The sequence below is a fragment of the Ruegeria sp. N4 genome (assembly GCF_056531425.1).
Window position 1 is genome coordinate 119,274 of sequence record NZ_JBQFLT010000009.1, and the last position, 26,183, is coordinate 145,456.

Here is a 26,183-nt window from a genome sequence, read left to right on the forward strand (position 1 = left end):
ATGCGTGAGGCGCTTGATGACACAAGAGAAATGGGGACTACTGCGTAATAAATTGCTTAAGGTGATTGGCCGGAACAACTACACGACCTGGATCGAACCGCTGGAGTTCGAAGAGCTGCAGGACGGTGTGGCGGTTTTTTCAGTGCCGACAAACTTTATGGGCAATTACGTAAGCCAAAACTTTGCCGACCTCATTTTGTATGAACTGAACACGTCGGGCGAATCCGTGCAGCGCCTGGATTTCCGAGTTGCCGCAAATACGCCGGCGCGCCCCAATCCCGTTGCGCGCCCAAAGGCCGATCCCGAGCCCGTGGCAGAAGCGCCTGCCGCTAGGTCAGATGTTGCGCAGGAGGCCTTGGATTCCCTTCAGGCCGCGCCGCTGGATGCGCGATTTACCTTTGACAGCTTTGTCGTCGGCAAACCCAACGAACTGGCCCATGCCGCCGCGCGCCGTGTCTCGGAAGGCGGACCGGTCACGTTCAACCCGCTGGTCCTGTATGGGGGCGTCGGTCTGGGTAAGACGCACCTGATGCACGCCATTGCGTGGGAGTTGAAAACCAAGCATCCCGAACTGAACGTGCTGTACCTGTCGGCAGAACAGTTCATGTACCGCTTTGTTCAGGCCCTGCGCGAGCGTCGGATGATGGATTTCAAACACCTGTTCCGCTCGGTCGACGTGCTGATGGTCGATGACGTGCAGTTCATCGCCGGCAAGGATTCGACGCAGGAGGAATTCTTTCACACATTCAATGCACTTGTGGATCAGAACAAGCAGATCATCATCTCGGCCGACCGCGCCCCCGGTGAAATCAAGGATCTGGAAGAGCGGGTGAAATCGCGCCTGCAATGTGGTCTGGTCGTTGACCTACATCCGACCGATTATGAACTGCGTCTGGGCATCCTGCAGAACAAGGTGCAGCAGCATATCAGCACCTATCCGGATCTGGTTATCGCAGATGGCGTGCTTGAATTCCTCGCCCATCGCATCTCGACCAATGTTCGGGTGCTGGAAGGCGCGTTGACGCGTCTCTTTGCCTTCGCCTCGCTGGTTGGGCGCGAGATCGATATGGAACTGACGCAGGATTGTCTGGCCGACGTGTTGCGCGCTTCGGAGCGCAAGATCACCGTCGAAGAGATTCAGCGCAAAGTCTCGGACTATTACAACATCCGCCTGTCCGACATCATCGGTCCGAAACGCCTGCGGTCTTATGCACGTCCGCGTCAGGTGGCGATGTATCTGTGCAAGCAGCTGACCAGCCGGTCCCTGCCCGAGATCGGGCGCCGCTTTGGCGGGCGCGACCACACCACCGTCATGCATGGTGTCAAACGCATCGAAGAGCTGAAAGTGACGGATGGCCAGATCGCGGAAGACGTGGAAATGCTGCGTCGCGCGCTGGAAGCCTGAGGTTTACCCCTAAAACCACTCAGAGACGCCTCGGGACTTGAGTTCCGGGGCGTTTTCTTGTGCGCAATTGTCCACGGTCGCGGATGAACTGTGTCCGCAGCACAACGCGCCCCTTGACCGAATGGGTTTTCCGACCCAGAAATCCGTAAAAAATCCTTGTGCCTCAGGGCTGAACCGCTAACGTGCCAGTCCCGCCCATTTCGGCACTTAAGTCAGAGGAATTGAGGGTATGAAGATCAGCATCGAACGCGGCACCCTTCTCAAGGCCGTTTCGCAGGCCCAATCGGTTGTCGAGCGCCGCAACACAATTCCGATCCTGGCCAATGTGCTGATCGAGGCCGAAGGCGATCAGGTTCAGTTCCGCGCCACCGATCTGGATATCGAAGTGGTCGACAAAGCACCTGCGCAGGTCGAGAAGGCCGGGGCGACCACAGTGGCAGCCACAACGCTGCATGAGATTGTGCGCAAACTGCCTGACGGGGCGCTGGTGACACTGACGGCGGACAGCGCTGCGGGCCGTTTGACGGTTGAGGCGGGGCGCTCGAATTTCTCGCTGGCGACATTGCCGAAAGAGGATTTCCCGGTCATGGCGTCCTCGGAATATCAATCGAACTTTACGGCCTCGGCGGCGCTGCTGCGGCGGCTGTTCGACAAATCGAAATTTGCGATCTCGACGGAAGAGACGCGCTATTACTTGAACGGCGTTTACATGCATGTCACGGATGGCTCCGACGGCAGCAAGGTCTTGCGTTGCGTGGCCACCGATGGTCACCGACTGGCGCGGATCGACGCCGATTGCCCGGATGGGGCGGCGGACATGCCTGGCGTGATCGTGCCGCGCAAGACCGTGGGTGAGTTGCGCAAACTGCTGGACGATGACGAGATGGACATCGCCGTGTCGGTCAGCGAAACCAAGGTGCGCTTTGCGACGCCCGACATCACGTTGACCTCAAAGGTCATTGACGGCACCTTCCCCGACTACACCCGTGTGATCCCGCAGGGTAACACTCGTAAATTGGAAGTGGATGCGGCTGAATTCGCACAGGCGGTGGATCGGGTGGCGACTGTTTCGTCCGAACGCTCGCGCGCGGTGAAGCTGCAGCTGAACGGGGACAAGCTGGTGCTGTCTGTGAATGCACCGGACAGTGGTGCGGCCGAGGAAGAACTGGCCGTGGCCTATGGCGACGAGCGGCTGGAGATCGGATTCAACGCGAAATATCTGCTGGAGATTGCGTCTCAGGTCGATCGTGAGAATGCGGTGTTCCTGTTCAATTCTGCCGGTGATCCGACCCTGATGCGTGAAGGCAATGATCAAAGCGCGGTTTACGTTGTCATGCCGATGCGCGTCTGATCGCGCTGGCGCGCGATGCCCCCGGCGGAGGTATTTTTGAACAGAAGAAGGGAGGGGTCATGGGATTGGCCCTGACCGAGCTTACGGTCTCGCATTTTCGGTCTCACAAGCTGGCGCGGTTGTCTTTGGATGGGCGACCGGTGGCGATTCATGGGCCGAACGGGGCCGGGAAGACCAACATTCTGGAAGCGGTGTCCCTGTTTTCGCCTGGGCGCGGGATGCGGCGGGCGAGCGCGGCCGAGATGACGCGGCGGCCCGAGGCGCTGGGCTGGAAGCTGTCCGGGCTGTTGCAGGCGCAGGGGCAACGCTACGAGATCGAGACCTGGTCCGAGGGTGGCGCGGCGCGGCAGGTTCGGATTGATGGCAAGGCGGCGAGTCAGATTGATCTGAGCAAGCTGGCGCGGGTTGTCTGGCTGATCCCCTCGATGGATCGGCTGTGGATCGAGGGGGCCGAGGGGCGGCGGCGGTTTCTGGACCGGATCGCGCTGAGTTTTGATCCCTCGCATGCTGAGGCATCCCTGACTTATGAAAAATCCATGCGGGAACGGAATCGCCTGCTGAAAGAGCAGGTGCGCGATGCCCATTGGTACGCCGCGCTGGAAGGACAGATGGCCGAAACCGGGTATCGCATTCACGCAGCGCGGTTGGCGGCGCTGGATCATCTGCGCGTGGCGCAGGACCAGGCAGAGACGGCGTTTCCGTCGGCTGATCTGGAATTGGTGCAGACTGAAGGTGCGATGCTAGATACAGCAGACGACCTGCGAGAGGCGCTCAACGAAAGCCGGTTTCGCGATCTGGCGGCGGGGCGGACTTTGGTGGGGCCTCACCGGTCTGATCTGTACGGAGTGTTTGCGGCCAAGGGCGTGCCGGCCAAGGATTGCTCGACTGGTGAACAGAAGGCGTTGCTTGTCTCGCTGATCCTGTCGAATGCGCGGGCGCTGGCCGGGATGGTCGGGGCCCCGCCCATTGTGTTGCTGGATGAGGTGGCCGCGCATCTGGACGCGGATCGACGGGCGGCGCTGTATGATGAGATTTGCGCGCTGGGGGCTCAGGCCTGGATGACGGGCACCGGGCCTGAACTGTTTGCGGAATTGGGGGACCGGGCCCAGACGCTGGTTGTCACCGAAGGCGACGCGGGCTCGGTCGTCGTTTAGGCGGGTTCGCTGACTTTACGTTCCCACAGGAAGCCGCGCATCACTTCGTCGACCGGTGTTTGTGCCATGTGGTTGACGTAGTTCGACATGGTTTTCTGCGCCAGACCCAGAACCACGTCCAGAACCGCGCGGTGCGAGTAACCTGCGTCAAAGAATGCCTGCATCTGTGCGTCGGTGACGTTGCCGCGGGTTTCCATCATCTGCAGGGTGAAGCTGCGCAGCGCCTCAAGCTTGGCCGATGGCAGCGGGGTTTCGTTGCGCAGCGCCTCGGTGATCTCATCCGAGACCTTCATCATCTTGGCAATGCCTGTATGGGCCGGGACGCAGTAATGGCACTCGTTCTCCACATTGATGGTCTGCCAGACCACGGTTTTCTCGTCATTGTCGAAATCGGTCTGCATGAACAGGTGATGCAGAACCTGATAGCCTTCCAGATGTTGCGGGCTTTCAGACATCACCTTGTGCAGGCCCGGCAGACGACCAAAGGCAGCCTGCGACTTTTCCAGCAGTGGTTTGGACCCTTCCGGGGCGGTTTCGAGGTCATGAGAGGGGAAGTTTGCCATGTCAAAACTCCTGTTTCTGGCGCGATAAGGCAGAAATAGGGTTTCTTGAGCAATCACTCAAGTATATATTTGAGCAATCGTTCAAGAAATGGTGAAGAGAATGCCAAGAAAACCCGGATATGACCGAGACGCGCTGATCGCGCAGGCCAGGGATATGTTCTGGCGTCAGGGATGGGCGGGGACCTCGCTGAAAGATCTTGAGCGTGAATTGAAGCTGAAACCCGGCAGTTTCTATGCAGCCTTTGGGTCGAAAGACGCGCTGTATGCGCTGGCATTGAAGCGCTACACGCAGGACGGCATCGCGCGGCTTGAGGTGCTGGCTGAGGAGCTTGGGCCAAAAGGCGCGCTGAAGGCGCAGCCGTTTCGGGTGATCGAGGCGGCGGATATGCCAGCCAAAGCCTGCATGCTGGCCAAAACCTATGCCGAGTTGCAGGCGAAGGATCACGATTTGGCGGATCGGGCAGGTGCCTATATGGCCGAGATGAAAGCATGTTTTGCCGCCCTGTTTCGGCGCGCGCAAATGGACGAGGAGATCGGGCCCGAGCATGATCCCGAACGGTTGGCCGCGCGCTACCAATCCGACCTTTTGGGGCTGCGTCTGTCAGCTGAGCGCAGAGACGTGGACGCCGCTGCTATCGCCTCGGATATCGCGGCTGATCTGGACAGGCTTTGACCTTTCGCGATCGGCAGCGAATGGCACAAAATGTGGGGGTAGCGCGTGACAATCCCCACCAGAAAACGTATAAGTTATCAAAATAATATAGGTACTGACTGAATGTCCGAAGACGCACAGGCACCACAGGAATACGGCGCGGATTCCATCAAGGTTCTCAAAGGGTTAGAAGCTGTTCGCAAGCGTCCCGGTATGTATATCGGGGACACGGATGATGGCTCGGGTCTGCACCACATGGTGTATGAGGTTGTCGACAATGGGATCGATGAGGCTCTGGCCGGTCATGCCGACCATGTGACGGTGAAAATCCACGCCGATTCCAGCGTCTCGGTCAGTGACAACGGGCGCGGAATTCCGGTGGATATTCACCCCGAGGAAGGCGTGTCCGCTGCCGAGGTCATCATGACCCAACTGCACGCGGGTGGTAAGTTTGACAGCAACTCGTACAAGGTGTCGGGCGGGTTGCACGGCGTTGGCGTTTCGGTGGTGAACGCGCTGTCCGACTGGCTGGAACTGCGCGTCTGGCGGAACGGCAAGGAACACGTTGCCCGGTTTGAAGGCGGCGAGACGGCCGAGCATCTGAAGGTGGTCGAGGAATGCGGCGACCGCACCGGGACCGAGGTGCGGTTCCTGGCCTCGACCGACACGTTCTCGAACCTGGAATACTCGTTTGAGACGCTGGAAAAACGCCTGCGCGAACTGGCCTTCCTGAACTCGGGCGTGCGCATCATCCTGATCGACGAACGCCCTGCCGAACGGCTGGAAACCGAACTGTTCTATGAGGGCGGCGTCAAGGAGTTCGTCAAATATCTGGACCGCTCCAAAACGGCGGCGATGGCCGAACCGATCTATATCAAAGGTGAGCGCGATGACATTGGCGTGGAAATCGCCATGTGGTGGAATGACAGCTACCACGAAACGGTGCTGCCATTCACCAACAACATCCCGCAGCGCGATGGCGGTACGCACGTGGCGGGCTTCCGCGGCGCGCTGACGCGGACCATCAACAACTATGCGCAGTCCAGCGGGATTGCGAAGAAGGAAAAGGTCAGCTTTACCGGTGACGACGCGCGCGAGGGCCTGACCTGTGTGCTGTCGGTCAAGGTGCCCGATCCGAAATTCTCATCCCAGACCAAGGACAAGCTGGTCAGTTCCGAAGTGCGCCCGGCGGTCGAAGGTCTGATGAACGAAAAACTGGCCGAATGGTTCGAGGAAAACCCGAACGAGGCCAAGACCATCGTCGGCAAGATCATCGAGGCCGCCCTTGCCCGTGAAGCGGCGCGCAAAGCCCGCGAACTGACCCGCCGCAAGACCGCGATGGACGTGAACTATCTGGCTGGCAAGCTGAAGGATTGCTCCGAAAAAGACCCATCCAAGACCGAAGTCTTCCTCGTCGAGGGGGACTCAGCTGGTGGTTCGGCGCAAACGGGCCGGGACCGGCTGACGCAGGCGGTTCTGCCGCTGCGCGGGAAGATCCTGAACGTCGAACGCGCGCGGTTTGACCGGATGCTGTCCTCGCAGGAAATCGGCAATCTGGTGATGGCGCTGGGCACTGGCATTGGCCGGGATGAGTTCAACATCGAAAAGCTGCGCTACCACAAGATCGTCATCATGACCGATGCGGATGTGGACGGTGCGCATATTCGGACGCTGCTGCTGACGTTCTTCTACCGGCAAATGCCGGAACTGATCGAAGGCGGGTATCTCTATATCGCGCAGCCACCGCTCTATAAGGTGTCGCGCGGTAAATCAGAGGTTTACCTGAAAGATCAGGCGGCGCTGGATGATTACCTGATCAATCAGGGGGTTGAGGGCGCGGTGCTGAAACTGGGTTCAGGCGAAGAGATCATCGGTCAGGACCTGACCCGTGTGGTCGACGAGGCGCGACAGTTGAAACGTGTGCTGGACGCCTTCCCGACACATTATCCGCGCCACATTCTGGAACAAGCCGCCGTTGCCGGGGCCTTTGTGCCGGGCGCGGTGGATGCCGATCTGCAGGGCGTGGCCGACAAGGTCGCCGCCCGCCTCGATCTGATCGCGCTGGAATACGAGCGGGGCTGGCAGGGCCGGATCACACAGGATCACGGCATCCGTCTGGCCCGCATCCTGCGCGGCGTCGAAGAGGTCCGCACGCTGGACGGCCCCATGCTGCGCTCGGGCGAGGCGCGCAAGACCGGCAGCTTCACCCAAAGCCTGCAAGAGGTCTACAACACCCCAGCCACCCTGATCCGCCGCGACCGGATGCAAGCCATCCACGGGCCCCTGGACCTGCTGCGCGCCATTCTGGAAGAGGGCGAAAAGGGCCTGTCGCTGCAACGCTACAAAGGTCTGGGCGAGATGAACCCCGACCAGCTATGGGAAACCACACTGGACCCGGACGCGCGCACGCTGTTGCAGGTGCGCGTGGACGACATGGTCGAGGCCGACGATCTGTTCACCAAGCTGATGGGCGACGTGGTCGAACCCCGCCGGGAGTTCATCCAGCAAAACGCGCTGAGCGTTGAGAATTTGGATTTCTGAGGAGTTTGTAGGTGCGCCCATAGCTTTGCATTTCGCCCAAAGAATTGCATTTTTGGCCCAAAGCTTTGGGCGCATTAACCTTCAACTTTCTTGGTTCGAGGCTCCATATCTTCGGGTCTCATTCTTTGCCTGTTTCGCGCCATCGCCGTATTGCCGGGGAAGGTTTTCGGATGGCCGCTTCCAGCCCAAACCGGACATTCGATACGAGAATTGTAAGCGCCCGAGAAGCGCAAAGAAGCCGGTTTGAGCTATGGAAAACTACAAGCCAAGCGCTGAAAAGAGCTAGAGCCGAATGATGAACTGACCAATTCTGCTAGCCAGACAATCTGATAGCTCCGGAACTCTGCATTACATCGGACAACAAAGCACCCATGATTGCCACGGGTGCTTTCGTTGGTTTGGGAATGCTCACCGCGCCAGTTCGTAGCGGGTCATCGACATTGTAGTTGCGTCGATCATGTTCATGAACTTCTCGGCTGCCGGGGCAGAGGCAAAGCTGTCCATGGACGCCTGCGCTGCCTCTGCGCTTTCCCAATTGACGACGACCGCCCATTTGCCATCTGCGAACGCAGCTTGCCGGGAGATGAAGCCGGGCTGTTTACTAACGTGCTCGTTCTCAATGGCCCTATCGACCGGTTCGAACTCCTGAGCTGTGATCCCTGCGGCAAGATCCATTGTCACAATCTCAATTACGCCAGCATCTTGAGCCATTGCCGTACTTCCTAGCTTCGTCATCATTAGGGTGACCAGGAATGCTTTCATATTGGCACCCGATCAGAACTTGCCGTTGTCATGGGCCATTTCAGCAGGGATCTCTGCGATCACGTCCCAATGCTCAACGATCTTGCCGTCTTCGACGCGGAATAGGTCATAGAAGGCAGTCGGCTCGTCGGCAAACTTACCCTCAGAGGCGGTGAAGACAAAGTTGCCCTCGGCCACAACAATGTGGACATCCGAGTAGATCATTTGGATGCCTTGCTCGGCCATGCCTGCAAGTGCCGCACCCAAACCGTCCAGACCGTCAGCAATGTTGCTGTTGTGCTGGATGTAGGTCTCCGTGGACAGGAATTCGGTTATCCGGTCAACGTCGCCATCCTTCAGGATAGTGTTCACAAAGTCTGTGACCAGCGCCTTGTTCTCAGCAGTCTTATCCAGATCGGTTATCTCAGTCGGACCATCGGTCTGAGTGTGTCCCGAAGGGTTTGGCGGTGTGAGCGGTGTCAGGTTGTCCCAGTGTTCCGCAACCTTTCCATCCTCGACGCGGAAGACATCAAAGCCAACCAAGGTGTCTGCGCCAAACGCCTGGGCGTTGTTATAGGTCGTATGCAGGACGACCATATCGCCCTCCGTGATCACCCGGTGGATGTCCACCTCGATCCCGCTTTCCTTGAGACCGGGGATTAACCCGAGGATCGGGGCGGCACCTGTGGGGACAGCAGGGTTGTGCTGAATATAGTCATTTGCCAGCAGTTGTTCGGCGGCGGTTGCGTCGAAGTTGACGAAAATGGCGGCTACAGCCTCCAATACGAGTTCTTTAGGTGTCATCGTTGTAGTCCTCTCTTGGTTTGATTTGACGACATTCTCGCGGCGCCGGCTTGCGCCGAGGTGATTGTGAATTCTGTGCCCCACGGATCGACCTTGTGGCCGGGCGTGAGATTTGCCGGGTCAGCCAACAGTTCAACACTTGTGAGACCAGTGGCCCCAGCAGAGCGCGAGCCTGCCCCCTTTGATTGCCAAGCATTCGCCGCAAGATGGTGATGGTAGCCACCGGACCCGAACCAGCGGGCTGAGGGCAGCTCAAATGTCTGAACCATACTCAGCTCGTCAGTAACGAACTTGGCTGCCTTGCCGACATCACCGACACGTAAATGAACGTGTCCGATGACTGTGCCTGGCGGTGCGCATTGCCACTGTGTGGCATCTACCGTTAGTGATTTCAGGTCGAGCGGGTGCGTTGTCATGTGGATGGTATCGCCTTGGCGTTTCCACGCTTCGCGAGGCAGATCACGATAGATTTCGATGCCGTTTCCTTCGGGATCGTTCAGATACAGCGCCTCGCTGACACCGTGGTGGGATGCGCCATCCAGGCGAACACCACGCTCATCCGCGTAGATCAGCCATGCGCCGAGGTCTTGTTTGGACGGCAACAGAAATGCGGTGTGAAACAGCCCCGCCTCTTTAGGAAAGGGTCTAGCGTTTCGGTCCTGGCGCAACTCGATCAGCGTTCCGGCCTCGGTGCCGAGGAAGGCGCTTTCACCGTTGCGTTCGATCAGGCCGAGGCCAATCACGTCTTCATAGAAGGTGGCGGTCTTATCCAGATCGCGCACCGTCAGGGCGACCTGACCTATTGAGATGGGGGCGTCTGACGTTGCCATGTTCTTTTCTCCTGCGATTCAGCTTGAGAGGAACTTAGCGATGGTCTTTTCTCCATGAAATGGCGATAAGAGCGATTGTGTATCGCGCAAATGGAGACAATGATATGGACCGGATCGACGGGATGCAGAGCTTCGTGGCTGTTGTGGAATCCGGTTCTTTTGCCGCCGCCGGACAACGGCTTGGCATTTCAAACAAGCTGGTCAGCAAACGTGTGGCCCAGCTCGAAAACATGGTTGGGCTGAATCTTCTCCATCGCACCACCAGGTCTATGTCGTTGACCCACGAGGGGGAGCGATATCTGGAAGGAGCGCGACGGGTGCTGGCTGAATTGGAGCAGTTGGAGACTGAGTTTGACGCTTCAGAGGGCTTGAAGGGCATCGTTCGTGTGGCTGCGCCCCTTACCTATGGCGACACGGCGGTGGCTAAAGCAGCAAGCCGTTTCGTAGAGCAACACCCGGACGTCACAGTCGAATTGGACTTGTCGGATCATTATGCCGATCTGGCCAAGGGCGGTTTCGATATCGCAATACGGATCGGCGCGCTCAGTGACTCCAGTTTGGTCGTTCGCAAGCTCGGTGAAACGCATATGAAAGTCGTCGCGACTCCTTCCTACCTTGAAGAACATGGCGCACCTTCACATCCTGCGGAACTCTCGGACCACATTTGCATTCGAGATGCGAACAACCCCGATCCAAACCGCTGGCCATTCCAGATCGAAGGGCAAACCGTGCAGGTGCCTGTCTCTGGCCCATTTCTGGCAAACAGTCCTCCCGCCTGCCTCGTACCGACGCGTGCCGGGGGCGGCATCTTCATATGCCCAGATGTGTTTTTGGGGGACGACCTTGAAACCGGACGTCTTGTGCAACTCTTTCCGGAGTTCCATTCCCGCACTTTGCCGATCCAAAGCGTGCAGTTACCTTCGGCCTTTCGAAAGCCGCGTGTAAGGGCCTTTGTGGAGTTTATGCGTGAAGAGATTCGGGCGTAGGTCGGCTCGAAAGTGACCATTCGTGCAGTGTGCAGCATTTGGTAGGTATGGGCTCAAGTCAGTCATCTGAGTCGTTAAGTCAGATGACGGCTTAGGAACGGATAGCGGTCATTGTTGGTGGTCATTCCGAGAAATTTCGCCTGAACGTCTGCATTGAACGGCGCTGGACGTTCTTTGAAATCTGCTGAACGGCAGAGTTTCGGTCAAAGCAGACACGGGCAATAATAGACCGCGTTGCCTTGTTTGAGTATCGCACTCGATCTTGCCACTCACTCGGATAAACCAAAATTCGTTGCTTTCCAGACAACGCCCGCACCAGTTTTGGCTGGCTAACCATAAGCTTGATGCTTGAGGCGAAAAGACAAAAAATTACTAACAAGTGACCCCGCAAACTGCGGGGCCACTAATGGTTTGACAAAAAGGCAACTCAACTTTCTTTGAGGTTGAGCAACGGCCTAAGCTAGCTGGCAAGTGCTAGGTTGCATTTACGACCTTCTTCCATAGCCTTCTTCGTACCGGTTAGGTCCACAATGAAATTTGCAGACTTCTTTGGAAATGCGATCAAGGTCTGACCTTCGGCCACGGCAGTCGCCATATTTGCGTCCTTTACAACGATATAGCCACCTGAGTAGTTATCCGCTAGCTTCTTGCTTTTTATGCCTTTTGCACGACCTTCATACACGAAGTCGTCAATTGCTATTTCTATTTTTTGACGGTTTTTGATGTCGATGTCAGCTTGCGTGAATACTCCCAAGTAACCGTGTTTTTGGTTTTTGGTTAGACCCATTTGCATGACGTTCCCGCTCTCGAAGACTTTTTCTATCAGGCATGTACCAGAGTCGTTGTCAGCATAAACCGTCCAGCCTTCAACCTCACTGTAAATCTCGAAGTTATCGCTACTTGCCGGAACCGGGTCTTTGGCAGCGGCGACAGTTGCATAAGCGGAGATTGCCACGGCGGCAAAAATGGCAGCATATTTCATGTATTCCTCCCAATAAGACGATGCGTCGCGAAGCTACCCACAACGCGACAAAAGCAAATATTTCGATGTGAACTTATTTCAACGTGTGAAAGCGTTTTCTGCAAACAACTGCTGGAAAAGCACTGCGGAACGTCGGTGAACACCTATAGCCTGAATAGCTCGCAAGCTCTTCTTTCAAAATACAAATCTTTTGTAAGAGTTTTGATCCAAACTCATGATGGCTTCGTACCTATCATACCCCTAACTGCTACCCACGGTCGTCTCCCATCCCATGAACGACCGTGGGTTTTTTCGCCAATTTCATTGGTTCGTGTCTGGAAATGACTAGGGGCTGCACCCAAAACAGCACTACAAAAGCTCGTCGTTGCATTTGCAGAAGTATTTCCATCTCGTGGATGCTTTTTGAGTGATTGTTTGGAATAGCTCCAAAAAAGTGTCAACCAACATAAGCAACCAAACAATTCTAAGAAGGTGCTCGGGAAACTCGCGACCAAAGCTCTCCATCTCGAGGGGTGTGCGCATTGCATGCTCCGACTTTTTAAGCAGTTGGACCTATCAAATATCCAAGTTGGATACATAAACAGAGCAAGCATCGAAATATCAGAATGTTTCCCGTAGTGAGTGCGGGCATCATTTGAGTACCTAGCACTTTCCTACAGCCCCGCGTTGAACCTATCCCAGGGTAATCGACGCGGGGCATCTGATAAAACCACCTCCGCAAGCAAATACTCTGTAACTTTGTCATTGTTCCAACGCACACTGTTTCTTGATCCTAAAAGAAAACATAAAAAGTGATCGAACTAGGTTAGCTTCCTGCCCTACTCGGACTGGACGCGGTTACTCGTCGCATCCAACCTTAACTTAAATTTGTGAGCAATGCAGACGCCAACGGCTTGATTTTGCAGACGACCATTCAAGTATGACCGGAGTTCATCTTGCGATAGTCAGAGGGCGTCAGTCCCGTCACCTTCCTAAATGCGCGGCTGAAATTATTTGCGGTTTCATATCCTAGCATGGAGGAGATGCTGGAGACTGTCTCGCGCGTATCTGTGAGGAGTTCCTCGGCCCTTGCTACCCTGACATCGTTGACGATTTCGCGAAAACGAACCCCTTCGCCTGCTAACTTCCGCTGTAGTGTGCGAATGCCAAGATCGAGCGAACGCGCGGTGGCATCAATCGACATTTCCTCCCGATGAAGTTGTTGCCAAACCACTTCCTCGACTTGTCCTCTAAGTGTTTGAGGTGGGCCGCCCAATCGTTCGCGAGAAATATCTCCGACAGTTGTCGAGCCGCTGCTAAGTTTTTTGGGCGTGGCTTCGGCTCGCAAAGCCGATGCTTCAAACTCAACCCCAAGCCGGGTGGCGTTCCAGATTACAGGACAAGCGTAGGTGTCTTCTGCCTCGACAAATCCAGGAACCTTCGGGAAGTCCAAGAGCACGGCCGATGGTTTCCAGTCGGTTCCTAAATACGCGCAGAATATGCTCAGAAAAACCCCAACGGCCGAGAAACCGATGTCCGGATACGCGAAATGCGAGCGAAGTCCAAAACGATAACAGTAGCGCGCTCTTGTGCCCGAAGTTTCTAGCCACGCGCGATCCGTGGACGAATGAAATGGCATGACGGCAGAAGCTCGTATTAGCGCTGCCCCCAGCGTTGGAGCAGAAAGAACGTAACTCCCCCAAGCGCCATAGTCAGCGACAGTGAGATACGGTGACCACAACAATCCGATGTTTTGTTGTCCCGTGGATCGTGCGGCTTCGTGCACAAAGGTCGCCAAGGCATGCTCCGAGATGTAACCGCCTCTTTCCTCAATGAAGTGAACAGGAAGATCGGCAGAGTCAAAAGCACGCAGCAGGCGTCTTTCCCCAGCGGCCTCAAGCACGAACTGGGGCATCGCGCCCAAGGCCTTGGCCGAAATCATCGGTGGTAGGTTCAATCCGTCAACCCGCTTGTTCGCCCGCGTGTCGTGAAATGATACGCATCGGCTGAACGGATGTGCAAGCTTTCCCTAAACAGCTGGGAGCATTGCAATATGAAAATACTTCGGCCACTACACGGCGGTTTTTCGATGCATTTTTTGGGAATGGTGCTCGGCGCAGGTATTTCTGCTTCACCAGTTTTCTCACAGTCCTTCAACGACACGGGCGACATCCTTGCACGATCAGCCGAGGTCGAGGACATCGAGTACAAGATTATGGTGCAGCGTGCCACCCAGACGGCCATCTGGGGAATGCCTGCCGCCGGTATGATCGATTTCCTCAAGGGCATTCGTCGCGACCTCGGTGGCGACTACAACGACATCATTTATCTCAATAAGCCGTTCGATTCCAAACATGGGTTTCTTACAGCTAACGACGTTACGGCCTATGCTTGGGCTTCAATGACCTCGGAACCCGGTCCCCTTGTCATTGAAGTGCCCGCTGCCACCGACAAGGTGAACTACTTCGGTACAATCGTGAATGCTTGGGATGTTCCTATCGTGGACGTTGGTCCCGATGGTTTCGATGAAGGTGCCGGCGGCAAGTACCTCATGCTACCCCCAGGCTACGAAGGGGATATGTCCCTGGAGGAATTAACTGAGGCGGGATACCTTCCCTTTGAAACAGATACCTACGAATATGGTTTTTCGTTCCGGCCAAAACTGACGAATGGCGGAACGGACGCCGATGCGGCCGAGTACGCTCAGACGATCAAGGTGTACTACCTGTCTGAGGCCGACAATCCGCCACCCAACAACTATCTCGAAGCGTCAGAAGTGCCGTACGACTCGCTTCCATACTACAACGAGACATTCTTTCAGGACTTGAACGATTACGTTCAAAACAACCCTGTCAGACCACAAGACAAGGTCATGATAAATTTCCTGAAGGATCTCGGGATCCAAAAGGGAAAACCTTTCGAGCCATCGGAAATTCAGATGCAAGCTATGAATGAGGGTTTGTTGTTGGCGTATGCCTCAATGCAGAACTACTTTGTAACGCCCGGCAAAGCCATGATCCCGCTCTGGGTCGACGATAGCGGCGAGATGAAGAGCCAGTGGCTGATATGGGACTTTGCCGAAGGTCAACCCGAGGCAGGATTCCCGTATGAGACTGAGACAGAGGTACTTGTGGATGCGCGTGCGGGCGGCAGCTACTTCTGGATCACGTACCTGCCGAAACAACTCGGTGGCGGTACATTTTATCTGACGGGCCTTCGCGACAGCGACGGTGAAATGTACGACCACAATCAGACTTACAGACTGAACGTCCCAGCGGACACACCTGCCGACGATTTCTGGTCCGTGATTGTTTATTCGATGGAGACCAAGAGCTTCATTCGGAACGTTGATCCTGTCGGTTTGTCCCAGCGCGACACTGATGCGATGCAGGCTAATGAAGACGGTTCTTACGACATCTTTTTTGGACCAGAAGCACCGGAAGGCATGGAAAGCAACTGGATACCAACCACAGAGCCGTACTTCCTTTTGTTTCGTCTATATGGGCCGCAAGAAGGATGGCTGGAGAGTGGCTGGATGCTGGGCGATCTAGAAAAAGTAAACTGATCAAAACAAACAGTAATTCCCAATGGAGCGGACAATGAAAACAAAGTCGTTAGCTGTGCTGACTGCCCTGGTACTCGCATCGCATTCTTCTGCCCAAGAATTCAAAGCCGACGTTCCTGAGAATGTTCTTACACCAGACAAGGTCGAGACCCAGACGCTTGGTGATCTGGAATTCTTCGATGGTATGCCATCACCTGAGACGGTGGAGAAAGCCTTCGACAACCTTGATCTGATCAGAGCGACGACGGCTTTCCTGGACGGCATGAAGATCGCTTCGCTTCGGGCTATGTTTCAGGGATACGAAGACTTGGGCGTCAATCCCAATGACGTCGTGATTGCAGAAGACCTGCTGGACGCGCGGTCCATCTGGCTGACGCCCAATACAACCACAATCTACATTGGTTCGAATGTCGATATCTCGGATGGCCCGATGGTGATTGAGGTTCCGGCAGGCCTGCTTGGGTTGCTTGATGACGCCGCGTTTGACTATGTGACGGATATCGGGGCGCTTGGCGCGGATAAGGGAGAAGGTGGCAAGTATCTACTTTTGCACAACGACGATGAAACGCCGGTGCCCGAGGGCTACTTCGAACTACGCACAAAGACATATGAGCACTGGTTGTTGCTAAGACGCTCGCCAGACGCAGACGGGGATACGGCTGGCCCTGTTGCCGAGATCAAGGCGGGTCTGAATATTTATCCGCTTAGTGAAGCGGACAATCCTCCCGCGGAAACTTTCCTGAATATCTCCGGTGTTCAACACAACACTGTTCACGCGAACAACGAAGACTTCTTTGAAGAGATCCACGTCGCGCTCGAAAACAATCCAATTGGTGCGTTCAGTCCGGAAATTGTAGGAACGTTTGCTTCCATAGGGATCAGGAAGGGCGAGCCCTTCGAACCCGATGCCCGTATGCAGGGCATATTTAAGGAGGCAGCAGCAATCGCAAACGCCACGGCGCGAGCGATCACGTATGCTTCGCGTGATCCAGGAGTGTTCTTTTATGACGACCGGCAATGGAACTCACCGTTCCAACGCCAGAGCTATCTTTTTCTTGAGGACGGCGCGCGCATCCTCGATGATCGGTCGTACTTTTTCTATATGGCAACGGGCATAACGCCTGCGATGACCTCGCCACCGGTCGGGACGGGGTCTGTCTATGCGATGACAGCGCGAGACAACAACGGACAGTACCTTGACGGCTCAAAAACCTATAAGGTAACGCTACCGGCGCCGGTTCCCGCAAAAAACTTTGCGTCGTTTATGTTGTATAGCGGACAGACTCGGTCAATCCTTGAAACTGACCAGCAATCCGGTGGTATCGACTCTAATAGACCGGGGATAAAACCGAATGAGGATGGGAGTACCAGCATCTATTTTGGTCCAGAAGCCCCAGAAGGTTGGGAGAACAACTGGGCGCAAACCATGCCTGGGCAAAGCTTCAACGTGATGATGCGCCTCTACGGCCCGCTCGAGCCTTGGTTCGACAAGACCTGGCGTCCCGGTGATCTGGAACTGGTAGAATAAAGCGACAACCGCGACTATCGGGCGACGCTACTTTTTGGCGTCGTCTGACATTTTTTCGGTGTCCGCTTTGGGCTCGAGGCAGACGTTCGCAAAATCGCGATGCATGTCCGCTTTGCGGACAAACCCGACCTTGGATTTTCGACCTTCGCTGACGCAGCTTAGACTTGCGGTTGCGGCAAGCCCTATGTTGCGACGCAGCGCATTTCACCGAAACAGTCGTTCGACGGCGCCGAATTTGCGCGCTCCAACACTGTGCTTTCGTCACAACCTGTTCCTATAAAACAGACGCTGGACATGCCGGTATTCGATTTCTGAACTTCGCCAATGCGGCATACCCTCGCAGGCGGGGCGGAGAATTTGCTGCAACGCGGCCAATATCGCGGAAGCGGTCAATGCCTAGCTGCTTGGACGATCCCAACAGAACAAAAAATTTGCTGCGCGGCCGATAAGGATTTGAAAGCCTGACCGGGAACAGCTCCGGTTTTCAACCAAATTAGGCTTTCCTGGCGAAGCGCTTGTAGAAGCGCCTTCTTGCAGCGTCGCAATCTGATTTGAAAGCTAGTCGCCCAAGACGGCGTTCAACTTGGGTTCTTGTTGAGTCATGACTGCTCGTCTAGATGACTAGCTCCGATCCGATGGACGTTAGTCGTTGGAATTCTTGAAGCTTAGGTGCGTTGGATCTCAATAACTTACTAGCTGGTTGTTTTGCTCATGCATAATGATGCGGGAAGCTAAAAATCGCCGATCCTAGCGCCCACTGTATAAATTAATATATAATACAAAGCCTTACATGTCTCTTCTACAGCTCCGGTTTTACCTTGATTTGGCCCTTGGGGCCAACACTATACTACCTGAGATAGAACAAACTCGGGTTGTTTGGACCTAAACGAGATCGGCATGCTGACACGAACTGAACTACAAACTCAGGCCAATTTGTCGCGTAAAGCGCTGAGGGTTTACGAGGAAAAGGGGCTCTTGGGCCCAAGCATCTTGCCAAATGGTCGGGCCGTGTTCGAGGATGATGCGTTAGAGCGCGCGATATTCATCGCAACTCTTCGCGAAGTTGGTGTATCGATCAATACGATTGGCAGGTTACTCGATCCTAAAACTTGTGCGGACGGATTCTTACTGAACACGTTGATTCAAGACCTTTCAAACCTTGCAGCGAAAGCCACTGCTGCGATCGATCTGATCGAAAAATACAAAGAAACGATCCTGACGGATGTTTTCGAGCAGCGTTATGGTGGATTTTGGACGCTCGGACGTGAGGCGACTATTAAGAAAAAGAAAGTCGTCAGCTTTGTCGAAAGTGCGATTGAACAGTTCGAGATCAATGGCTTCGATACATCTCGGATCGCAGCACGATATACGAGCGAAACGAATGATCATGTAACGTTGAGGGTCTTTCAGCCCATCGAGGCGGGTGTTGCAACAGACACACGTGGCTTTGAAAGAACCTATCTTCCTGAACACAAGTATTTCGCACTTCGCGCAACAGGTTTCTACGGCAACTATCATTGTTTTGATGACGCCTACGCCAAAATAGAGGCTGCCCGTCACGAACAGCAAAAAGAACCACCACCACTTGGTGAGATTGAAGTTTACCAAAGCTACCCCACTCGAGGCTCACCTGGAAAAGCCTTCGAAACACTGATTTTAGCCTAAATAAAACAACCACTTATGACTGAATTGCCCAAGACGTTTCTTGTGGCATACAGGAAGGTATTGTCCTATGTCACGAAACACTCGCATATTGCTAACAGGTTCTCATGGCTTCGCAGGGCGTCATATTGCCAGACGGCTTTCAGATGCAGGTGCATCCGTGTTTCATCTCGATCGCGCGGCCCCAAATGCTCAGAATTGCATTGCTGTCGATCTGCGCCACAACGCCATCGAAGAGTTTCTACCAGAACGCATCGACACTGTTATTCATGCGGCTGCGGCTCTGCCCAGTCATTCACGCGAGGAGGTGTTCGAAACAGACGTACTGGCGACACTCCGGCTTTTGCTGTGGGCGCGTAAAACGAACGTCCGGCAGTTTGTACACATCTCATCGACTGCCGTTTACGGTCCCCAGCATCCTGCCCATGTTCAGGAAACGACCAACCCCAATCCTTGGGATGCATACAACACCGCGAAAATCCGAGCTGAGCGCTTGGTGCAAGACGTCCTGTGCAAGACTCCGACGCAGTGGACCATCCTGAGGCCTAAAGCAATTGTTGGGCCTGGGCGTCTAGGCCTGTTCGGTCACCTGTTTGATTTCGCAGCATCGGGCAAGAGATTTCCAATAATCGGAGACGGGGCCGCAGTCTATCAGTTCCTTCACGTTGACGATTTTGTGGAAGCGGTTCAGTTGACATTGGCCCAGTCGGCTGAGGCGGACCAACGCATACTCAATATTGCATCCAGAGCCGATCACAGCATTGCAGAGCTGTTTCAAGATGTTCTTGACCAAGCGGGCTATGGAAAACAACTGCTGCTCGTGCCTCAAGGAGTCGCGGTTACGACTTTGAATATCTCTCATGTAACGGGTTTGTCTCCTGTGTACAGCCGCCTCATCCACAATCTGACACATGGATCCACAGTTTCTCTTGCTGCTGCGAAGGAAGCGATCGGTTTCAGCCCCAAGCACTCGGGTTTATCAGCGCTACAAGACAGCTTTGAATGGTATTGCCGCGCCAATCACGCGGCCAGTTCATCCAACGTCGGCCCCGGGCACCAGCAAGTATGGAAAAGCCCGCTCACTACTCTCGTAAAAGCATTTATTTAAGGAGAAGTAAGATGTCCGTTTCGACAGAACCAAAGCTGCCTCTCTCTGAGACCAGGTTTTTTCGCTCGTTCCCTGCAGTTTGGGAGAAGTTATGCGATTTGGTCGTGCTCTGCCGTCCAACTCATATTGTCAAAAATAGCCTTGTGTTGCTTCCCTTTGCTTTGACAGGTTTCGAGGCTGATTGGACCGGGCCTGTCATTGCCTTCATCTGTTTCAGCCTGATGGCTATGGCCGTCTATGCTCTGAATGACACACTGGACGCCTTCTATGACATGTCTCACCCAACCAAATGCCATCGGCCTGTAGCCGCTGGCCGCGTCACCGAAAGACAGGCCTTGACGCTGACCGCCTGTTTGTTTGGTGCCTCAGTTGTGCTGTCTGCCATGACGCTTGGGTTTGAGCCAACACTTCTTCTTGTGGTCTATTTTGTGCTGAATGTTTTCTATTCTCATATAGGCAAAGAATTTGCGATCATCGACATCACGATAATCGCCGCAGGCTTCGTCTTACGCTACCTTGTTGGATTGAGCGTGACCAATTTCGGAACCGCTCAGGACTGGCTTGTGTTGCCACTGTTCTTTGCAACGCTATGTTTGGCGGTTGGAAAACGACTGGCAAAGACGATCCGGGCCACTGACGGTTCGAAACTGCGCATTTCAGCCTTCTACACCAAAAGTCGTGCCACAATGCTGACCGTATTGTTTTCGAACATTGCAGTTATTATTCTGACGGGACTTGCCGTGAATTTCAGAGAATTCCTTACCATTTACACACATATGAACGCTTGGGCCCTGGCCCTCGCCGGTGGCGCGATGGTTCTGATATGGAGCCGAGTGCTAGCCGAAATGCTGGTTGAGTTCAAAGAGCCCACCGAAATACTCACACGTGATCGCGCGACGCTTACGTTACTACTAGGCAGCGCGGTTATAGTCAGCGCGGATTACCTGTTGGTGCAATTCGGGGTCCTGTGATGCTTAATTTCAACAACGTATCCGTCTCGGTCGTTATTCCAAGCTACAACTATGCCCGTTCACTGGGGGCATGCATCGAAGCGATATTGGCGCAGACCCACACGCCCCATGAAATCATTGTGGTCGATGATCACAGCACCGACAGCTCTTTCGCAATTGCCAAAAACTATCCGGCCAAGGTTTTGCAAACGCCTGTAAACAGCGGCGTCGCTGCGGCACGAAACCTCGGATTGTCACATGCGACCGGAGACATCGTGTTCTTTGTTGACGCCGATGTAGTGCTAGACCCATGTGCCATTGAAGCTGCTCTGCTCCAGTTCGTCAAATTCGAAGACGTCGTTTCTGTCTGCGGCCTCTACGAACCCCGCCCCCTGTTTCGCGACAGCCTTTGGGAAGAGTTCCGCTCGCTCCAGGCCTATGTCTGGCGCGCGGCGTCTTTGGGAAATGTGTCCGGCGGGTTCTTCTCGTTAGGGGCCATCCGAAAAGATGTCTTGGATAAGGTAGGTCTTTTCAACGAAAATCTGCGCCAGACCGAGGAAATCGACTATGGCGAAAGACTGACGCGACATGGGCGCATCGTCTTGACGGACCTTGTTCGTGGCCGACACGACGATGATGACGCTTTCTTGCCCATGATGCGGAAATTCTGGAGGCGTAGCAGGGACCGCGTACCGTTCTATTTTCAGAAGAAAGGATTGATGCAAGGGTTTGAACTGCCGCGCCGACTGATGGGAACTGCACTTGTTGGATTATGCTGGATGCTGGTTGTGTTGGCGTTCTGGCTGCCGATTTTGGCGTTGTTAGGCCTTTTAGCAAGTGTCGTAGCAATCATCGTAAACGAGCGCGATATCTATAGCGAAGCCTGGGCTGTTTTGGGCATACGTAAACTGCCCGCATTTCTTTTTTGGTATCTATCGTTTCACACTGCAGCGGGTCTGGGCGTTTTGGCCGGCTTGATAATGTATGTAATCTCTCCTGAGTTTAGACAGCTATATGGTGATTGGGATGGCGTTCCTGCGGTCAACTGAAACCGCCCTGGTCGCAGCGGTCATCGGCCTTAGTGCCATCCCATTTCTGGATGACGACAAACCGGTTGCCTTGGTGCTTCAGAGCATTCCATTGATGCTCTATCTGGGCGTTATCGCCATTCTTTTGGTAGCGCTTGCGTTCAGGTTGCTGCGTTGGCAGTGGTTGTTGTGCATCGTTACCGTTTTTGGGTTGGCCGCCGTATCTTGGACGGTACCACATGAAAAACCTATAACCGCGTCTACGCTTCGAATAGCCACCTGGAACACAGAGTACTGGGACCAGAAAGAAGGGACCGCCACATTTTCCGCCGTTGTAAACGCGTTGGATGCCGATGTTCTGCTTCTGCAAGAGCACTTGTATTGGGACCAACACACCAACTCTGTTGTGGCAATCGATCAGGCATCGCTGCTTCGCAGCTGTTGCGGGTATCAGTATGTCTGGCAAAAAGGAGAGCTTGTCACTGCAAGCCGCCATCCTGGAATCGAAGCTCCCATAACTTCGGACAATGCCTTGCAGGTCGAGATTTCGGGCGTGACCTTTCTCAACACGCATGTACCCGTTCACATAACACGCCTTCACACCCCATTTGAAACGGAGTTCTGGACCTTCGTGCGCCACGCCGCGCGCGATCGAAAAACCACGTTTCAAGCTGTCGAAGCAGAGCTATCCGACGTCTCGAAACGAGTAGTACTTGGAGGCGATTTCAATGCCACTTTCTTGATGCCCCAAATGCGAATGGTCGCGTGGAAGGCGCATTTTCGGCTATGGCCTCCCACATTCCCACACAAAGGCCCGAGTTTGTGGAAGCTTGACCATTTGGGAGACACTGCAAATCAGCTGACGGAGTGTGCGACCATTCCGATTCCATCTGCGGCCTCGGATCACACACCGCTGGTCTGTAAAATGTTGATAGTGCAATGACACACACCGAAGCCAACTTTTCGCTACCAAGAACCGTAACATTTCTTGGATACACATTTATCGCCGCCGCGTGTTTCTTTGGGGCCTCTTTGCAGGCATTCGCCGTTCTACCGCTTTCTGATTTTGCGCGGCTGAGTGCCATTCTGGCCCTTGGCACGGTCATTGGTGCAGTTCTTCAATGCGGCGCTGCTTATTCGTTACCGCGTGCTGCGATTGAAAGCACATCTCAGCGGGACTTAGCCTATCGAAAAACACTAATGCTTACCACGGCTATAGGTGTGATAACGATGTTATGCGCCTGGACAGCACCAACGACGGATTTCATGCGGCTTGGTTTAACGCTGGGTGCTGCCATCGGCCTGCAACTCGTTTGTGACAGCTATGTTCGGGCTAGGGGTGACCTTGGATTTCTAGGAGGTCTGAACGCATCTTTGCATGCGGCCTTTCTGTTATCCGTGTTTGTTTCAAGTCTCGTACAGAGCCTTGATCCGCAGCAATTTGTTCTAAGCGTCGTCGTGGTCAAACTTGGTTTTGTTGCCGCCGTAGTCGCACGCTATGGTCTGCCAAAAGCTGTACTAAGTCGGTATGGTAGGTTCAGTGTCATCGACGGTGTTCGCGGTCAAAGCGCGGTTGTCATTGTCTTTCTATTAGGGACCCTTGATGTACTGCTGATCGCATCGTTGAACCCGGATGCCAGCTCTTACATTTCGTTCCGCCACTTCGCTTATGGGATCTTTCTTGTTCTGATCCAGGAAAGCGCAGTTCCAATCCTGATCTCACGGCTGGTGAAAGACCGGTCCATATTGCTCTGGCAGTTCGCCTTGGTTGGTCTGGTACTGGCCATTTTGGTCGGCATAACGGCCTTAGTCGTCAGCTACATCCTCGGCATGCTGCGTCTTGACACGCCTGTTGCGACTGAAATCCTCAGCTGTGTGGTGTTAAGTCTTTCGTTGCATAGCTTGGCAGTCTTTTACTTCTTCGGCGCATTCTCGATCGCGCCCAATCAATCGCGTTTACTCAAGCCTGTGTTTGCGATGACGCTGTCAGTATCCGCAGTCGTCTTGGTGCTTCGCCCCTCATCAGTTTCCGTTCTCATCGGCATGGTTGGAACCCTAAACTTAACCGTCGCGATTATTTCGCTGCGCAGCTTCAAATTTGCCTCGAAGGCAGTGGAAAGGACAACATGATCGTGCGAACGCTTTGGAATTCACAGACTGTGCCCGCCCTGGGCCTTGGATGTTGGGCGATAGGCGGCCCGTTTTATCATGGCGACCAACCGTTGGGCTGGGGAAATGTGGATGACGCGCAGAGCATTCGGGCTATCCACGCGGCCTATGCCGGAGGGATCCGGTTCTTTGATACGTCCGATGCTTATGGGACAGGGCACTCGGAGGAAATTCTGGGTAAAGCTCTTGCCGGACGGGATGATGTTGTAATCGCGACCAAGTTCGGAAACACCTACAACCGGCAAACGAAAAACCTGACAGGTACAAACACGTCGCCAGAATACATTAATCAAGCACTGACCGCGTCACTAAACAGGCTGGGACGAGACCACATCGATCTGTATCAGCTTCACATTGATAGGCTGGGAGACGACGCCGAAGTCGTTCACGAAACGCTTTTGGATTTGGTCGACACCGAAAAGATAGGGGCGTTCGGCTGGAGTACAGATAGTCTTGAACAGGCAAAACGGTGGCCGACATCAAGGCATTACGCGGCGGTCCAGCACGCATGTAACCTGTTTTCGCCCGCCCAAGACCTGATCGAGTTTTGTGCCGCTTCCAAGAGCCTGTCCATAAACCGATCACCTTTAGCGATGGGCTTGCTGACGAAGAAATTCGACCATGAACACAGCCTGAGCAGAGACGACATTCGCCGCCATCCACCGGAATGGTTACCGTACTTCGATAACGGAAAACCCAGCGCCAGCTTCGCTCAGCGCTTGGACGCTGTGCGTGAGTTGTTGATGACCGGCGGTCGAACGCTGACGCAAGGCGCGCTTGGCTGGATCTGGTCCGGCAATGATGTGACATTGCCCATCCCTGGGTTTCGCACTGAACATCAGGTAGAAGAGAACCTCAATGCACTCGATCACGGCCCGCTGGATCCAGCGGTTAAGATCGAAATTGATCGTATTCTTCGTGATAACACTTGAACTAGGGCCCGATCAAAATCTGATCCTTGTCCATACCAAAAATTGCCACCTGCCCATTTGATAGGAGTACCAACTAGCAAACTCACGGTCTCTTGCTCGCTGCATCGAGCATGGCGACAGTGATAAGGGCCGGCATATGCGGCGCTTGTTGCAACTCTGCCGGAGGGCAGTGCGGCAGGCTTGAAGTACTTCGCGATAACAACCAGTCCCGACGATCCTGCATCAGTCCGTGTCATCGAAAAGGTAGGTGGCGCGTTGGTGAGAAGCTGTGTAGGTGACAAGGCTCTTGGTGGGCATGAGACGCTGGAGTTCAAAATCGTACTCTCTGATTGGGATAACTCGGGAAGCTTTCATTTAACTAAAAGGTGGGAACGGCAACTCTGTCCTGCGATCTGTTAAGCGACCTCCCTCGGTTTGCTGCGCCCTGCGTGAAAGGCACCTGTTCACATCGCGACGCGGCGCGAATATTCACGCAGTGGCAGAAGGGCTCATGCCGCTCGCCCACGCAGCGAGAACTTCCAATTCACGGGATGGGCTCGAAGCTGCCGAACGTTTTGATTTCGGGAATGGGCGGTCCCGGATGGCGAACGGCTAGAGCCGCCCGCCAGGTTCGATCAGAGATCGATCTTTTCAGCGATGCTCAGCGCATCTTCGAGCTCGACGCCAAGGTAGCGCACCGTGCTGTCCACCTTGGTGTGGCCAAGTAGGAGTTGAACAGCGCGCAGATTGCCGGTCTTACGATAGATTTTTGACGCTTTGGTTCGACGCAGAGAATGGGTGCCGTATCCGCTCGGCTCCAGCCCAATCGCAGTCACCCAGTCGCGGACCAGCCTTCCGTATTGGCGCGTCGAAATGTGCGGTCGGTTGTGAAACCGACTTGGAAACATGAACGCACAACAGATCATCTCAGGGGCGTTCACCCAAGCCGTCACGGAATCGCGCGTGTTTTCAGTAAGTTCGAACTGAACCGGCTGACCAGTTTTGCTTTGAACTACTGTCGCCCGCTCCCGAACACGGTCGCTGCTCGCAAGGTCAGTCACTTTCAGCCGAACCAGATCGCACCCACGCAGTTTGCTGTCGATGGCGACATTGAAGAGCGCTAGGTCGCGCAGATTGCCTGCCAGTTCCAATCGTGCGCGGATCGCCCAAACCTGTTTTGGCAGGAGCGGGCGTTTCTGGCCGATGATGCGGCCTTTGTTCCAGGCGCGGCGCTTGGGAGTGGTTGCGGGAAGTTGAATTCTAGGCATGGTTTT

The 26,183-nt window shown here is 54.7% G+C and carries 22 protein-coding genes; 15 read left to right on the forward strand and 7 right to left on the reverse strand.

All coding sequences use genetic code 11. The annotated features are described in order from the left end of the window. Positions 1-16: 16 nt before the first annotated feature. The 3 genes from dnaA (at position 17) to recF (ending at position 3,910) form a co-directional block, all read left to right on the forward strand. A complete protein-coding gene (dnaA, locus tag ACR0LW_RS14890) occupies positions 17-1,405 on the forward strand; it encodes a chromosomal replication initiator protein DnaA (RefSeq protein WP_480883096.1) in 1,389 nt (462 codons plus the stop codon). Positions 1,406-1,634: 229 nt separating this feature from the next. Further along, positions 1,635-2,756, forward strand: coding sequence for a DNA polymerase III subunit beta (gene dnaN / locus ACR0LW_RS14895; RefSeq protein ID WP_480883097.1), 1,122 nt, complete (start codon positions 1,635-1,637; stop codon positions 2,754-2,756). 59 nt (positions 2,757-2,815) lie between these two features. After that, on the forward strand, positions 2,816-3,910 hold the full coding sequence (recF, locus tag ACR0LW_RS14900; RefSeq protein WP_480883098.1) for a DNA replication/repair protein RecF: 1,095 nt from the start codon (positions 2,816-2,818) through the stop codon (positions 3,908-3,910). On the opposite strand, the gene ACR0LW_RS14905 is transcribed toward recF, so the two are convergent. Next, positions 3,907-4,473 (reverse strand): carboxymuconolactone decarboxylase family protein, encoded by a 567-nt coding sequence (locus tag ACR0LW_RS14905; RefSeq protein WP_170524370.1) that lies wholly within the window; start codon positions 4,471-4,473, stop codon positions 3,907-3,909. The genes recF and ACR0LW_RS14905 overlap by 4 nt on opposite strands. 100 nt (positions 4,474-4,573) lie before the next feature. Between ACR0LW_RS14905 and ACR0LW_RS14910 the strand changes: the two genes are divergently transcribed. Beyond that, positions 4,574-5,146 carry a TetR/AcrR family transcriptional regulator gene (locus tag ACR0LW_RS14910; RefSeq protein ID WP_170524373.1) on the forward strand — a complete coding sequence of 191 codons (573 nt, stop codon included), beginning with the start codon at positions 4,574-4,576 and terminating at the stop codon, positions 5,144-5,146. A gap of 102 nt (positions 5,147-5,248) precedes the next feature. Beyond that, positions 5,249-7,666 carry a DNA topoisomerase (ATP-hydrolyzing) subunit B gene (gyrB, locus tag ACR0LW_RS14915; RefSeq protein WP_480883099.1) on the forward strand — a complete coding sequence of 806 codons (2,418 nt, stop codon included), beginning with the start codon at positions 5,249-5,251 and terminating at the stop codon, positions 7,664-7,666. A gap of 408 nt (positions 7,667-8,074) precedes the next feature. On the opposite strand, the gene ACR0LW_RS14920 is transcribed toward gyrB, so the two are convergent. The 3 genes from ACR0LW_RS14920 to ACR0LW_RS14930 form a co-directional block, all read right to left on the reverse strand. Continuing rightward, a complete protein-coding gene (locus ACR0LW_RS14920) occupies positions 8,075-8,377 on the reverse strand; it encodes an antibiotic biosynthesis monooxygenase family protein (protein ID WP_216600505.1) in 303 nt (100 codons plus the stop codon). 63 nt (positions 8,378-8,440) lie between these two features. After that, positions 8,441-9,211, reverse strand: a complete 771-nt coding sequence (locus ACR0LW_RS14925; RefSeq protein WP_170556200.1) for a nuclear transport factor 2 family protein — start codon at positions 9,209-9,211, stop codon at positions 8,441-8,443. Beyond that, positions 9,208-10,041: a VOC family protein gene (locus tag ACR0LW_RS14930; RefSeq protein WP_170757557.1), complete on the reverse strand. Its 834-nt coding sequence runs from the start codon at positions 10,039-10,041 to the stop codon at positions 9,208-9,210. The genes ACR0LW_RS14925 and ACR0LW_RS14930 overlap by 4 nt, the downstream gene beginning before the upstream one ends. Positions 10,042-10,145: 104 nt before the next feature. On the opposite strand from ACR0LW_RS14930, the gene ACR0LW_RS14935 reads away from it, so the two are divergent. Beyond that, positions 10,146-11,027 (forward strand): LysR family transcriptional regulator, encoded by an 882-nt coding sequence (locus ACR0LW_RS14935; RefSeq protein WP_480883100.1) that lies wholly within the window; start codon positions 10,146-10,148, stop codon positions 11,025-11,027. A gap of 460 nt (positions 11,028-11,487) precedes the next feature. On the opposite strand, the gene ACR0LW_RS14940 is transcribed toward ACR0LW_RS14935, so the two are convergent. Together ACR0LW_RS14940 and ACR0LW_RS14945 are read right to left on the reverse strand one after the other, a co-directional pair. After that, positions 11,488-12,009, reverse strand: coding sequence for a hypothetical protein (locus ACR0LW_RS14940; RefSeq protein WP_170556203.1), 522 nt, complete (start codon positions 12,007-12,009; stop codon positions 11,488-11,490). 913 nt (positions 12,010-12,922) lie between these two features. Continuing rightward, positions 12,923-13,930 (reverse strand): helix-turn-helix domain-containing protein, encoded by a 1,008-nt coding sequence (locus ACR0LW_RS14945; protein WP_480883101.1) that lies wholly within the window; start codon positions 13,928-13,930, stop codon positions 12,923-12,925. Positions 13,931-14,041: 111 nt separating this feature from the next. On the opposite strand from ACR0LW_RS14945, the gene ACR0LW_RS14950 reads away from it, so the two are divergent. The 9 genes from ACR0LW_RS14950 to ACR0LW_RS14990 all read left to right on the forward strand — a co-directional run bounded on the left by ACR0LW_RS14950 (position 14,042) and on the right by ACR0LW_RS14990 (position 24,930). Next, positions 14,042-15,553: a DUF1214 domain-containing protein gene (locus ACR0LW_RS14950; protein ID WP_480883102.1), complete on the forward strand. Its 1,512-nt coding sequence runs from the start codon at positions 14,042-14,044 to the stop codon at positions 15,551-15,553. A 34-nt stretch (positions 15,554-15,587) separates the two neighbouring features. After that, entirely contained in the window at positions 15,588-17,081 is a 1,494-nt protein-coding gene (locus ACR0LW_RS14955; protein ID WP_480883103.1) for a DUF1254 domain-containing protein, read from the forward strand. 897 nt (positions 17,082-17,978) lie between these two features. Continuing rightward, positions 17,979-18,746, forward strand: a complete 768-nt coding sequence (locus tag ACR0LW_RS14960) for a MerR family transcriptional regulator (protein ID WP_480883104.1) — start codon at positions 17,979-17,981, stop codon at positions 18,744-18,746. Positions 18,747-18,813: 67 nt separating this feature from the next. Next, positions 18,814-19,851 (forward strand): NAD-dependent epimerase/dehydratase family protein, encoded by a 1,038-nt coding sequence (locus ACR0LW_RS14965; protein WP_480883105.1) that lies wholly within the window; start codon positions 18,814-18,816, stop codon positions 19,849-19,851. Positions 19,852-19,862: 11 nt separating this feature from the next. After that, positions 19,863-20,822 (forward strand): UbiA family prenyltransferase, encoded by a 960-nt coding sequence (locus tag ACR0LW_RS14970; RefSeq protein WP_480883106.1) that lies wholly within the window; start codon positions 19,863-19,865, stop codon positions 20,820-20,822. Beyond that, entirely contained in the window at positions 20,822-21,850 is a 1,029-nt protein-coding gene (locus ACR0LW_RS14975; protein WP_480883107.1) for a glycosyltransferase family 2 protein, read from the forward strand. The genes ACR0LW_RS14970 and ACR0LW_RS14975 overlap by 1 nt, the downstream gene beginning before the upstream one ends. After that, positions 21,828-22,772 (forward strand): endonuclease/exonuclease/phosphatase family protein, encoded by a 945-nt coding sequence (locus ACR0LW_RS14980; RefSeq protein ID WP_480883108.1) that lies wholly within the window; start codon positions 21,828-21,830, stop codon positions 22,770-22,772. Before ACR0LW_RS14975 ends, ACR0LW_RS14980 begins: the two co-directional genes overlap by 23 nt. Next, positions 22,769-23,959 (forward strand): hypothetical protein, encoded by a 1,191-nt coding sequence (locus ACR0LW_RS14985; RefSeq protein WP_480883109.1) that lies wholly within the window; start codon positions 22,769-22,771, stop codon positions 23,957-23,959. Before ACR0LW_RS14980 ends, ACR0LW_RS14985 begins: the two co-directional genes overlap by 4 nt. Further along, positions 23,956-24,930 (forward strand): aldo/keto reductase, encoded by a 975-nt coding sequence (locus ACR0LW_RS14990; RefSeq protein ID WP_480883110.1) that lies wholly within the window; start codon positions 23,956-23,958, stop codon positions 24,928-24,930. Before ACR0LW_RS14985 ends, ACR0LW_RS14990 begins: the two co-directional genes overlap by 4 nt. 614 nt (positions 24,931-25,544) lie before the next feature. Here the strand turns inward: ACR0LW_RS14990 and ACR0LW_RS14995 are convergent. Continuing rightward, positions 25,545-26,177 (reverse strand): tyrosine-type recombinase/integrase, encoded by a 633-nt coding sequence (locus ACR0LW_RS14995; protein WP_480883131.1) that lies wholly within the window; start codon positions 26,175-26,177, stop codon positions 25,545-25,547. Between the last annotated feature and the right edge of the window lie 6 nt (positions 26,178-26,183).

What these genes read in the sequence shown, in the direction of transcription:
- dnaA (WP_480883096.1), top strand. Translation starts at nt 17, where the DNA reads ATGACACAAGAGAAATGGGGACTACTGCGTAATAAATTGCTTAAGGTG.
- dnaN (WP_480883097.1), top strand. Translation starts at nt 1,635, where the DNA reads ATGAAGATCAGCATCGAACGCGGCACCCTTCTCAAGGCCGTTTCGCAG.
- recF (WP_480883098.1), top strand. Translation starts at nt 2,816, where the DNA reads ATGGGATTGGCCCTGACCGAGCTTACGGTCTCGCATTTTCGGTCTCAC.
- ACR0LW_RS14905 (WP_170524370.1), bottom strand. Translation starts at nt 4,473, where the DNA reads ATGGCAAACTTCCCCTCTCATGACCTCGAAACCGCCCCGGAAGGGTCC.
- ACR0LW_RS14910 (WP_170524373.1), top strand. Translation starts at nt 4,574, where the DNA reads ATGCCAAGAAAACCCGGATATGACCGAGACGCGCTGATCGCGCAGGCC.
- gyrB (WP_480883099.1), top strand. Translation starts at nt 5,249, where the DNA reads ATGTCCGAAGACGCACAGGCACCACAGGAATACGGCGCGGATTCCATC.
- ACR0LW_RS14920 (WP_216600505.1), bottom strand. Translation starts at nt 8,377, where the DNA reads ATGGCTCAAGATGCTGGCGTAATTGAGATTGTGACAATGGATCTTGCC.
- ACR0LW_RS14925 (WP_170556200.1), bottom strand. Translation starts at nt 9,211, where the DNA reads ATGACACCTAAAGAACTCGTATTGGAGGCTGTAGCCGCCATTTTCGTC.
- ACR0LW_RS14930 (WP_170757557.1), bottom strand. Translation starts at nt 10,041, where the DNA reads ATGGCAACGTCAGACGCCCCCATCTCAATAGGTCAGGTCGCCCTGACG.
- ACR0LW_RS14935 (WP_480883100.1), top strand. Translation starts at nt 10,146, where the DNA reads ATGGACCGGATCGACGGGATGCAGAGCTTCGTGGCTGTTGTGGAATCC.
- ACR0LW_RS14940 (WP_170556203.1), bottom strand. Translation starts at nt 12,009, where the DNA reads ATGAAATATGCTGCCATTTTTGCCGCCGTGGCAATCTCCGCTTATGCA.
- ACR0LW_RS14945 (WP_480883101.1), bottom strand. Translation starts at nt 13,930, where the DNA reads ATGATTTCGGCCAAGGCCTTGGGCGCGATGCCCCAGTTCGTGCTTGAG.
- ACR0LW_RS14950 (WP_480883102.1), top strand. Translation starts at nt 14,042, where the DNA reads ATGAAAATACTTCGGCCACTACACGGCGGTTTTTCGATGCATTTTTTG.
- ACR0LW_RS14955 (WP_480883103.1), top strand. Translation starts at nt 15,588, where the DNA reads ATGAAAACAAAGTCGTTAGCTGTGCTGACTGCCCTGGTACTCGCATCG.
- ACR0LW_RS14960 (WP_480883104.1), top strand. Translation starts at nt 17,979, where the DNA reads ATGCTGACACGAACTGAACTACAAACTCAGGCCAATTTGTCGCGTAAA.
- ACR0LW_RS14965 (WP_480883105.1), top strand. Translation starts at nt 18,814, where the DNA reads ATGTCACGAAACACTCGCATATTGCTAACAGGTTCTCATGGCTTCGCA.
- ACR0LW_RS14970 (WP_480883106.1), top strand. Translation starts at nt 19,863, where the DNA reads ATGTCCGTTTCGACAGAACCAAAGCTGCCTCTCTCTGAGACCAGGTTT.
- ACR0LW_RS14975 (WP_480883107.1), top strand. Translation starts at nt 20,822, where the DNA reads ATGCTTAATTTCAACAACGTATCCGTCTCGGTCGTTATTCCAAGCTAC.
- ACR0LW_RS14980 (WP_480883108.1), top strand. Translation starts at nt 21,828, where the DNA reads ATGGCGTTCCTGCGGTCAACTGAAACCGCCCTGGTCGCAGCGGTCATC.
- ACR0LW_RS14985 (WP_480883109.1), top strand. Translation starts at nt 22,769, where the DNA reads ATGACACACACCGAAGCCAACTTTTCGCTACCAAGAACCGTAACATTT.
- ACR0LW_RS14990 (WP_480883110.1), top strand. Translation starts at nt 23,956, where the DNA reads ATGATCGTGCGAACGCTTTGGAATTCACAGACTGTGCCCGCCCTGGGC.
- ACR0LW_RS14995 (WP_480883131.1), bottom strand. Translation starts at nt 26,177, where the DNA reads ATGCCTAGAATTCAACTTCCCGCAACCACTCCCAAGCGCCGCGCCTGG.